The organism is Curtobacterium sp. MCPF17_018 (genome assembly GCF_003234135.1).
Lineage (GTDB): Bacteria > Actinomycetota > Actinomycetes > Actinomycetales > Microbacteriaceae > Curtobacterium > Curtobacterium flaccumfaciens.
This window is the reverse complement of record NZ_QKSJ01000001.1, coordinates 517565-527274: the sequence shown is the minus strand read 5'-3', so window position 1 is coordinate 527274 and position 9710 is coordinate 517565. Positions and strand designations below refer to the sequence as shown.

The following is a 9710-nucleotide window of genomic DNA, read 5'->3' as shown; positions in this document are numbered from 1 at the left end:
GATGTGTATAAGAGACAGCCCCCGCCCCGACGGCCCGCAAGACGCCGTCGTGTCGGCACCACGCACCCTGGTGCGTGAGACGCCGCCGCCTTCGGCGGCGTGTCGACGACACGACGGCGTCTTGCGACACCCACTCGCGCGACCCACGCGCGCGCTCTGTCCCCCGTTCTGCGGACCGCGCTCCCACAGAACGCGCTGAACGACCAGGACCCGGCAGTTTCCTGTACCCCGCAGCGCGTCGTCGTGTTACGTCGAGTGCATGCCAGGACAGACCCGTCGATCCGACCGACCGCACCGAATGACGGACATGACTGTCGACGTGATCCTGCCGTGCCTCGACGAGGCGGATGCCCTGCCGAAGGTCATCGCGCGGCTCCCCACGGGCTACCGGGCCATCGTCGTCGACAACGGATCGACCGACGGATCAGCCGACGTCGCCCGCGCCCACGGTGCCCTCGTGGTGACGGAACCCGTCAAGGGCTTCGGTTCGGCCTGCGCCGCCGGGGTCGCCGCGGCGACCGCCGACTTCGTCGCGTTCTGCGACGCCGACGCCTCGATGGACCCCGCCGAGCTCCCGCCCCTGGTCGACCGCGTGGCCAGCGGCCGCGTCGACCTGGCACTCGGCCGCCGCGTCCCGACCGGCCGCGGTGCGTGGGCTCCGCACGCGCGCTTCGCGAACCGCGTCCTCGCCGTCCTCATGCACCGCGCGACCGGCTACCGACTGCGCGACCTCGGCCCGATGCGCGTGATGCGCCGCGAGGACCTCGTCTCCCTCGATCTGCGCGACCGCCGCAGCGGCTACCCGCTCGAGATGGTCCTGGCCGCCCACGCCGCCGGCTGGTGCGTCGACGAGTCCGACATCGGGTACGCGCAGCGCATCGGCGACAGCAAGGTCACCGGCACGCTCCGCGGCACGATCAACGCGGTGCGCGACATGTCCCGTCTGCTCCGTGCGTACCGCCGGGAGGCCCGTGCCCGGGTCGTCGCACCGGGGCCGCTCCGCCAGGCGGCCGAGTCCACCCCCGTGGTCGAGGAGGCCCGCTCGTGACCGTCGACCCCACCCACGTCAGCGACGCTGCAGCCGACGGCGTCTCCGTCCCGGTGACCGTCGCCGTCGTGGCGAAGGAGTGCCTGCCCGGCAAGGTGAAGACCCGGCTGACGCCGGCGCTCTCCCCCGAGGGCGCCGCGCGCGTCGCTTCCGCGAGCCTCGCCGACACCCTGGCGACCGTCCGCGCACTGCCCGCGGCCCGCCGGGTCCTGTTCTTCGACGGCGACGTCGTGCCGGCGTCGGCCGAGGGGTTCGAGGTGCTGCGCCAGCCCGGTGGCGGCCTGGACGAGCGCCTCGGGTTCCTGTTCGACGCCGTCGACGGTCCGCTGCTGCTCGTCGGCATGGACACCCCGCAGGTGTCCACCGCGGACCTCGCGCCGGTGTTCGACGACGCCGAGCGCGACGCCTGGTTCGGCCCGGCCGAGGACGGCGGCTTCTGGTCGCTGTACCTGCGACGGCCCACCGGCGACCTGCTGCGCGGCGTCCCGATGTCGCGTGACGACACCGGAGCCGTGCAGCTCGCACGCCTGACCGACGCCGGACTCGACGTGGGCGTGCTCGGGGAGCTGCTCGACGTCGACACGATTGCGGACGCCGAGCGGGTCGCCGACCTCGCACCCGACTCCGACTTCACCAGGGCACTCCGTGCCGAGACCGTGGGGAGCACCCGATGACCATGCACGCACCCGTCTCGTTCGGTGCCGGCGGCGGCGAGCCGTACGCCCGTGCCCTGCGCACCGACGGCCACCTGCGCCTGACCGACCCCGACCGGCCCGACGCCGTCACCACGATGGACGTCGGTCGCTGGAGCGCCGCCGCCGACCGCGTCGACCGCTCGCTGCTCGACGACGTCGACGGCGGGGTCATCGACATCGGCTGCGGTCCGGGCCGGATGCTCGTCGCCGCCCGGTCCCGGGGCATCCCGGCGCTCGGTGTCGACGTCTCCGCCGAGGCCGTGGCCATCGCGCAGCGCGCCGGCGGCACGGCCCTGCAGGGCTCCGTGTTCGACGCGGTGCCCGACGAGGGCCACTGGGACACCGCGCTGGTGATCGACGGCAACATCGGCATCGGTGGCGACCCCACGGCCCTGCTCACCCGTTGCCGCGAGATCGTGCGCGCCGGCGGCCGGGTCATCGTCGAGACGAACCCCGAAGCCGCGGCCGACCGCGTGTACACCGCGCGGGTGGTGGACGCCGACGGCAACGAGAGCGCCGGGTTCCCGTGGGCCGAGGTCGGCCTCGACGCCCTGCACCGGCACGCGGCGGACGCCGGGATGGTCCCGCGGCAGAGCTGGACGGCCGAGGGCCGGAACTTCTGCGAGCTGCTCGCCTGAGCCTCCGACACGCGCTTGTTTTGCACCATGCAAGACAAGCGCGTAGGGTGGTGGTCATCCAGCCGACGGCGTCGCGGTCGCCGGCTCGGTGACCCGCGGACCTCGGCACGACGACGAGGAGCACCCATGCAGAACCGTCAGAACCCCCTGGGCGGCGCCTACGTGACCGGCCTCGAGACCCGCGCCGAGCTCGGCAGCTACACGGGCGACGCGACCCGCAGCCCGATCGGCAGCTACACGGGCGCCGGCATCGGACGAGCACTCGGACGCTTCGTCGACACGCAGTTCCGCCGCCCCGGGACCGCGACGTCCTCGACGCGCACCGTGACCGGCTCGTTCCGCACGGCGACGGGATCGTTCCGCACCGCCTGAGGCACCCGCCTCCACAGACCGCGAGCGGTCGTCCACCCCGGGGGTCCCCCCTCAACCCGGGTGGGGCGGCCGCTCGCTCGCGTTCCCCCGACCTCCGGTGCACTTCCCCCGAACGCGCCAGGGCCGCCGATGCCAGGATGGACGCATGAACGACCGCGCCGGCACCCCAGCGACCGCAGACGACCTCGTCGACCTCGACGAGCTCCTCGCCGCCTACCACGACCGAGTGCCCGACGTCTCGATCCCGGAGCAGAAGGTCGTGTTCGGCACGTCCGGACACCGCGGGTCGTCGCTCGACACCGCCTTCAACGACATCCACATCGCCGCCATCACGCAGGCGATCGTGGAGTACCGCCGCGACCAGGGCACCGACGGGCCGCTCTTCATCGGCCGCGACACCCACGCGCTCTCGGCCCCCGCCGAGCAGACCGCTCTGCAGGTCCTCGCCGCCAACGGCGTGCGCGTGCTCGCCGACAGCCAGGACGGTTTCGTGCCGACGCCCGCGCTGAGCCACGCGATCATCCGCTACAACCGCGCCGGCAACCCGGACACGGCCGACGGCATCGTCATCACGCCGAGCCACAACCCGCCCCGCGACGGCGGCTTCAAGTACAACCCGCCGCACGGTGGCCCCGCCGACAGCGACGCCACGAGCTGGATCGCGAACCGGGCGAATGCGATCATCGAGGGCGGCAACGCCGAGGTGCAGCGCACCGAGGACTCCGAGCCCGAGCGCTACGACTTCCTGAACACGTACGTGGCCGACCTCGAGAACATCATCGACATCGCCGCGATCAAGCGTGCCGGCGTGAAGATCGGCGCCGACCCGCTCGGTGGCGCCTCGCTGCCGTACTGGAACGCCATCCGCGACCACTACGGCCTCGACCTGACCGTCGTGAACCCCGCGGTCGACCCCACGTGGGCGTTCATGACGCTCGACTGGGACGGCAAGATCCGGATGGACCCGTCGAGCCCCTCGGCGATGGCCTCGGTGCTTGCCCGCAAGGACGACTTCGACGTGCTCACCGGCAACGACGCCGACTCCGACCGGCACGGCATCGTCACGCCCGACGGCGGACTGATGAACCCGAACCACTACCTCGCGGTCGCGATCGAGTACCTCTACGCGCACCGGCCCGAGTGGCGCGACGACGCCGCGATCGGCAAGACCCTGGTGTCGTCGAGCATCATCGACCGCGTCGCCGAGTCCCTGGGCCGTCGCCTGTGGGAGGTCCCGGTCGGCTTCAAGTGGTTCGTCCCCGGCCTGATCGACGGCTCGGTGGCGTTCGGCGGCGAGGAATCCGCGGGTGCGTCGTTCCTGCGCACCGACGGCACCGCGTGGACCACCGACAAGGACGGCATCATCCTGGCGCTCCTGGCGTCCGAGATCGTCGCCGTCACCGGCAAGACCCCGTCGCAGCTCTACGCCGAGCTGACCGAGCGCTTCGGTGCCCCGGTCTACCAGCGCGTCGACGCCGCGGCCTCGAAGGAGCAGAAGGCCCGCCTCGGCAAGCTCGACGGCGACGCCATCACCGCGGACACCCTGGCCGGCGACCCGATCACCGCGAAGCTGTCGAAGGCGCCGGGCAACGACGCAGCCGTCGGCGGCGTGAAGGTCGTCACCGACAAGGCGTGGTTCGCCGCGCGCCCGTCGGGCACCGAGGACGTCTATAAGATCTACGCGGAGAGCTTCGTCGGGCAGGAGCACCTCGAGCAGGTGCAGCGCGAGGCCAAGGAGATCGTCGACGCAGCACTGGGCGCCTAGCGCCCTCGTCGGACGGGCTGCGGGTCTCGGACACCGCAGCCCGTCCGCCGGAACCGAGCCGGGCCTCCAGGCCGTGTGCCAGCGGGGCCCACTGGGCGTACCGTGACTGCCGATCCACTCAGGAAGCCGTCTCGGCGCGACCGAGCACTTGCGGCAGTTGTAACTTTGCAGGCAGCGCAAAAATCGTTCTGCCAGCGCATCGGTACCCCGGGAGACCCTGCTCATGACCCAGACGGCGACCGCACCCGCGGCCCCCACCACGGCGTCCAACGTCGTGATGAACCACCGACAGATCCTGTTGGTGATCTACGGCCTGATGGCCGGCATGTTCCTCGGTGCCCTCGACCAGACGATCGTCGGCACCGCGATCCGCACCATCGGCGACGACCTGCACGGACTCGACCAGCAGGCCTGGGTCACCACCGGGTACCTGATCGCGTCGACGGTGACGACCCCGATCTACGGCAAGCTCTCCGACATCTTCGGTCGCCGGCCGCTCTTCATCACCGCGATCGGCATCTTCATCGTCGGCTCGTTCGCGGCGTCGTTCTCCGACTCGATGCTCATGCTCGCCGGGTTCCGCGCACTGCAGGGCCTGGGTGCCGGTGGTCTGATGTCCCTGCCGCTGGCGATCATGGGCGACATGCTCGCTCCACGCGAGCGGGCGAAGTACCAGGGCTACTTCCTGGCGGTCTTCGGCATCTCGTCCGTCATCGGGCCGCTGGTCGGCGGCGTCTTCGCCGGTGCGGACCAGCTGCTGTTCATCGCCGGCTGGCGCTGGGTGTTCCTGATCAACGTGCCGATCGGCATCATCGCCCTGTTCATGGTGCTGACGTTCCTGCACCTGCCGAAGTTCGGCGACCGCGGCAAGCCCCGCATCGACTGGTGGGGCGCGACGCTCGTCATCGTCACGCTCGTGCCGCTGCTGCTCATCGCCGAGCAGGGCCGCGAGTGGGGCTGGGACTCCCCCGCCGCGTTCGCCTGCTACGCCATCGGCGCCCTCGGCCTGATCGCGTTCATCATCGTCGAGCGGGCCATGGGCGACGACGCGATCCTGCCGATGAAGCTGTTCGGATCGCGGGTGTTCTCGATGTCCGCGATCCTGTCCGTGCTCGTCGGCTTCGGCATGTTCGGAGCGATGCTGACGATCCCGCTCTACCTGCAGATCGTCAAGGGCGTGACCCCGACCGAGTCCGGGTTCGCCATGCTGCCGATGGTGCTCGGCCTGATGATCTCGTCGATCGCCTCCGGCCAGATCATCTCCCGCACCGGCAACTACCAGGTCTTCCCGATCACCGGAACGGCGTTCACGGCGATCGGCTTCACGGTCCTGACGTTCCTGACGGCCGACCGGCCCCTGTGGTTCCTGATGCTCGGCATGTTCGGCATCGGGCTCGGACTCGGACAGCTCATGCAGACGCTGACCCTCGCCGCGCAGAACTCGGTGTCACCGCGGGACATCGGTGTCGCCACGAGCGCCGCGACGTTCTTCCGCCAGATCGGCGGCACGATGGGCACCGCTGTCCTGCTCTCCGTGCTGTTCACCCTGATGCCGACGAACATCAGCGCCGCGATGCAGAACGAGTCCGACCTGAAGAGCGCGCTCAACGCCGCGATGACGCCCTCGGTCGCGAACGCGTCGAAGAACCAGGGCGTGATGGACGAGATCTGGAGGAAGATCGTCGACCCGGTGCAGCAGAACGTGCAGGACGGTCTCGACCAGGGCACCGCGCAGGCGAAGCAGGCCGCCGATGCCGCCGTGACCAAGCAGGTGACGGCGGCGGTGCAGCAGCAGGTCGCCGCGGGGACCGTCCCGGCCGCAGCAGCGGACACGATCATCGCCCAGCAGATCGACGACGCCAAGCCCGCAGCCGAGCAGCAGGCGCTCGAGACCGCCGCCACGAAGGCGAACGCCTCGGTCGTCGACGGCAAGCTGCAGATCGACTACTCGGACAAGGCGCAGCGGGAGAACGTCGTCGACCAGGTCGCCCCGACGCTCATCAAGCAGCTCAAGAGCGGTGACTCGGCCGCGAGCTCCTCCACCGACTCGGCGACGAGCGACACGTCGTTCCTGAACGGGGCGGACCCCCGGCTCAGCCGTCCGTTCCTGGTCGGGTTCAGCGACTCGGCCGTCCGTGTCTACTACGTCGGCCTCGCGGTGATCCTGCTCGCGTTCGTGCTGACGTGGTTCTTCCGGGTGCCGCCGCTCCGCAAGACCTCGGCGCTGCAGGAGCAGGCCGATGCCGCACGCACGGCGGCCGGTGCGGGGTCGGACGGGAGCGCCGCTGCAGCTGCTGCCGCCGCCGCACCCGGCGCCGGGCCGGTGCCGCAGGGGTCGTCCTCCGCCGAAGTGCCGACGTCGCCCGAGGTGCCGACGTCGCCGGACGTGCAGCCTCGGGCCGCCCGGGCCGCCCGGGCCGCCCGGGCCGCCGGAGCGTCGGACGTCTCGGTGCTGCCGCACGGGGTCGACGACACCCGCGCGCCGCTGCCGAACGCCACGACGCACGGTGCACACTCGGCGGCTGCGCCGGTCGACGAGCCCCCGACGACGACCGGTGCCATCCGGACCCGGGCTGCCCACGCCGCCCCGGTCGTGGAGCCGGACGCCCACGGGGCCGGAGCCGATGCGGCGGAGGCGAGCCGGGCCTCCCGGCCGGACGCTGACGAAGCGCACGGACACGGGCGGCACTCCGCGGAGTAGTCGGCGCGGGCGCTCGCTCGGTGCGTGTGCATGTTCCGACGATTCACGCGTCGAACGACTCGTGGATCGTCGCAGACCCCGCTCGCCTCAGCCCGCCTGACGATCCCGTGCGGAGGCTACGAGCGCTCTCGCTCGCGCATCTCGACGTAGTCCCCGGCAGCGCACGCCGAGGTACCACTGACCGTGTCGCCCCCGCCGAGGTCGGAGGACTGGAACCCGATGTTCGCCACGCCGTCCCCGCTGCCGTCGACGCCGCTGTAGGACGCGTCGGCATCGGAGAACCGCTTCGTGTCGAGTCCGCGCTCGCCCCACAGCTTCTCGAGCGTCCGGATCCCCTGCTCGACATCGCCGCGATCAGCGCGCGACTTGATGTACGTGTAGTTCACACCCTCGCCGACGCCGCGCTCGTCCTCGCACGTGCCGAGCCGCGGCCCTTCCTGGACCGTCCACGTCCCACCGAGCGCATCGGTCGTGTCGTCGACGAGCTGCTGGATGCTGCGCTTCGCATCGGCCGGCTCCTGGGTCGGTCGGTTCTCCATCTGTCCTCCAGAACAGCCGGCAGTCGTGCCGACGATCGCGATCGTGGTCACGGTGACTGCGATCCACTGCTTCAGGGCGGTCATCGGCGTCGGTTCTCCGTAGGGTTGTCGGGCGTCCAGCATGTCACCCTGCCGGCGTCACACGGTCGCCGTGACCGGTCGTCGTCTTTGCCACGTTCCTCAGCGAATCCGTGCCCGGGTCGAGGTAGCCGTTGCCGCTTGCGGTGTGCACGCCGTGGTCCTTCACCGGGTCGAAGCCGTCGGCGCCGTCCGCGCCGAAGGTCTCCGCGCCGAAGCTAGAGTTCGTCGGGTCGAGCCGGTACGGCACGCTGAACCCTCTGCCGATGTAGGCGTACTGGTCGCCCAGCCCGGGAATGCCGACGAAGGTGTCCTGGGCCTGCCCCGCGTAGACGTGGTCAGCCTGGATGTCCTGCGCTGTCGGGATGGTCTGCGGGATGCCGGCAGACGCGATCGACGTGAACGAGTCGACGTGGACGCCGGGTGCTGTCAGTCCGATCGACGCCGTCGTGGTGCCGTACGAGTGTGCCAGGACGTTCGTCCGGGGCATGTCGCCGGCACGAACGGCGTCGAGCCCACGGATCGATGCCGCCAGCTTCGCCCCACCGCTCTCGGCCGCGTCCTCGTTGAAGACACCGAGATCAGGCGGCGCTGGAGGCGCCTCGTAACCCATCCAGGCGATCACCGCACGGTTTCCCGGGCCGTCCACCTTGACCTGCTCGTCCGCGACGTTCTGCGCTGCTTGTACCCAACCGGTCATCGTCTTGGTACTGGATCCCATCCCCGGAACGGCCCACGTGACGTTGGTCGCGGTGTCCAGGTCTCCGATCGAGACGGCGGCCAAGGGCGGGACGTCTCCCGTCAACGAGATGAGGAACCGGTTGTCCCCCAAGCTGGCCCGGATGCTCCTCAGCGCTTCGCGCTCATCGGGATCGAGGTTCTCGCGCGCGAGACGGTCGTCGAGGACCTCTTGGTTCGCGGTGTTCCGTGCCCAGTACGGGATCCCCTCGAGGTTCCCGAGCATCGCGAGCACCTCGGGCGGCAACGCCAGGAGGTCCACCCCGTTCGCCTTCGTCAGGCCGAGACCCGCCCAGGTCGCCGCGACCTCGGCCGGCGTGGCCCCGGGTGCGAGCAGGGTTTGGAACGACGGGGGGATCGTCGCAGCAGCAGCGAAGTCGAGGACGGAGTTCGAGAGCGTGCTGATCGCGCCGGCGCGTTCGAACGCGGACGCTATCCGCTCGATCCAATCTGCATCGGAAGCGTTCTCCTGCAGGTACCGGTCGAACCCCGGGAGCAGGGTCGAACTGGACACCTCTGCCCAGGAGCAGTTGCTCGTGAAGCCGGACCATGCCGTCCGCAGCTTCACCGCATGCTCCGAGAACCCGCGATCCGAGGCCCGCGCCGACGCCACGAAGGTCCGGAGCCGCTCGGGGTCCGCCGAACTGCGACCCATGCTCGACCCGCCAGCCGTTCGCGGACGGTCCGATGCGGAGAACGACGCCGAGATCGGTGTTGGTCGGATCGGGATGTCCGAGGGCTTCGGGTCGAACATCGGAGTCGGCTTGACCTCGAAGATCCCCAGCGGTTCATCGTCGGCCTGCTGACGCGCGGTCTCGCGTCCCTGCCAGGCGTCGACGGCGGCCAGCCGTTCGCGCTCTCGCTGGGCCTCACCGGTGACGACCTGCACCGCGTCCGCAAGTCGACCGAGCGCACCGGCGAGGCGGACACGATCAGCGGCTTCGGCCACCGCAGCTTCGGCGAAGCGGTCAGCGTAGGCACCGGAGAAGTCAGTGGAAGCGTCCTCGGCAGCTGATCGACGGGCGGAAGCCGCGAACAGCAACGTGATGTCCGCTCCAGTCGCCGCCTTGATCAGGCGGTTCGCCGCGCTTTCGTCGAACGGTATGGTCCCCAACATCGCCCCCGTGATGCTCGCG

8 protein-coding genes are annotated in these 9710 nt (G+C 70.7%); 6 read left to right on the top strand and 2 right to left on the bottom strand.

Annotated features, from left to right (window positions below; genetic code table 11):
- Positions 1 to 298 precede the first annotated feature (298 nt).
- From DEJ27_RS02490 to DEJ27_RS02465, 6 genes are all read left to right on the top strand, one after another.
- Positions 299 to 1048, top strand: a complete 750-nt coding sequence (locus DEJ27_RS02490) for a glycosyltransferase family 2 protein (protein WP_111090242.1) — start codon at positions 299 to 301, stop codon at positions 1046 to 1048.
- Positions 1045 to 1722 (top strand): DUF2064 domain-containing protein, encoded by a 678-nt coding sequence (locus tag DEJ27_RS02485; protein ID WP_258369777.1) that lies wholly within the window; start codon positions 1045 to 1047, stop codon positions 1720 to 1722. The genes DEJ27_RS02490 and DEJ27_RS02485 overlap by 4 nt, the downstream gene beginning before the upstream one ends.
- Entirely contained in the window at positions 1719 to 2381 is a 663-nt protein-coding gene (locus DEJ27_RS02480) for a bifunctional 2-polyprenyl-6-hydroxyphenol methylase/3-demethylubiquinol 3-O-methyltransferase UbiG (RefSeq protein WP_110858887.1), read from the top strand. Before DEJ27_RS02485 ends, DEJ27_RS02480 begins: the two co-directional genes overlap by 4 nt.
- Positions 2382 to 2507: 126 nt before the next feature.
- The gene (locus DEJ27_RS02475; RefSeq protein ID WP_110858886.1) at positions 2508 to 2753 is read left to right on the top strand and encodes a hypothetical protein; all 246 of its coding nucleotides are present in this window, start codon (positions 2508 to 2510) and stop codon (positions 2751 to 2753) included.
- Positions 2754 to 2898: 145 nt separating this feature from the next.
- Positions 2899 to 4518 carry a phosphoglucomutase (alpha-D-glucose-1,6-bisphosphate-dependent) gene (pgm, locus tag DEJ27_RS02470; RefSeq protein ID WP_110858885.1) on the top strand — a complete coding sequence of 540 codons (1620 nt, stop codon included), beginning with the start codon at positions 2899 to 2901 and terminating at the stop codon, positions 4516 to 4518.
- A gap of 223 nt (positions 4519 to 4741) precedes the next feature.
- On the top strand, positions 4742 to 7219 hold the full coding sequence (locus tag DEJ27_RS02465) for an MDR family MFS transporter (protein WP_111090241.1): 2478 nt from the start codon (positions 4742 to 4744) through the stop codon (positions 7217 to 7219).
- A 116-nt stretch (positions 7220 to 7335) separates the two neighbouring features.
- Here the strand turns inward: DEJ27_RS02465 and DEJ27_RS02460 are convergent, their stop codons facing one another.
- Both DEJ27_RS02460 and DEJ27_RS02455 read right to left on the bottom strand, forming a co-directional pair.
- Complete coding sequence (locus DEJ27_RS02460; protein WP_071248253.1) at positions 7336 to 7842, bottom strand: hypothetical protein; 507 nt, start codon at positions 7840 to 7842, stop codon at positions 7336 to 7338.
- Positions 7843 to 7882: 40 nt separating this feature from the next.
- Positions 7883 to 9691, bottom strand: a complete 1809-nt coding sequence (locus DEJ27_RS02455) for an alpha/beta hydrolase (protein WP_110858883.1) — start codon at positions 9689 to 9691, stop codon at positions 7883 to 7885.
- Positions 9692 to 9710 lie beyond the last annotated feature (19 nt).

Coding starts and splice junctions, on each gene's coding strand:
- DEJ27_RS02490 (WP_111090242.1), top strand. CDS start 299: ATGACGGACATGACTGTCGACGTGATCCTGCCGTGCCTCGACGAGGCG.
- DEJ27_RS02480 (WP_110858887.1), top strand. CDS start 1,719: ATGACCATGCACGCACCCGTCTCGTTCGGTGCCGGCGGCGGCGAGCCG.
- DEJ27_RS02475 (WP_110858886.1), top strand. CDS start 2,508: ATGCAGAACCGTCAGAACCCCCTGGGCGGCGCCTACGTGACCGGCCTC.
- pgm (WP_110858885.1), top strand. CDS start 2,899: ATGAACGACCGCGCCGGCACCCCAGCGACCGCAGACGACCTCGTCGAC.
- DEJ27_RS02465 (WP_111090241.1), top strand. CDS start 4,742: ATGACCCAGACGGCGACCGCACCCGCGGCCCCCACCACGGCGTCCAAC.
- DEJ27_RS02460 (WP_071248253.1), bottom strand. CDS start 7,842: ATGACCGCCCTGAAGCAGTGGATCGCAGTCACCGTGACCACGATCGCG.
- DEJ27_RS02455 (WP_110858883.1), bottom strand. CDS start 9,691: ATGTTGGGGACCATACCGTTCGACGAAAGCGCGGCGAACCGCCTGATC.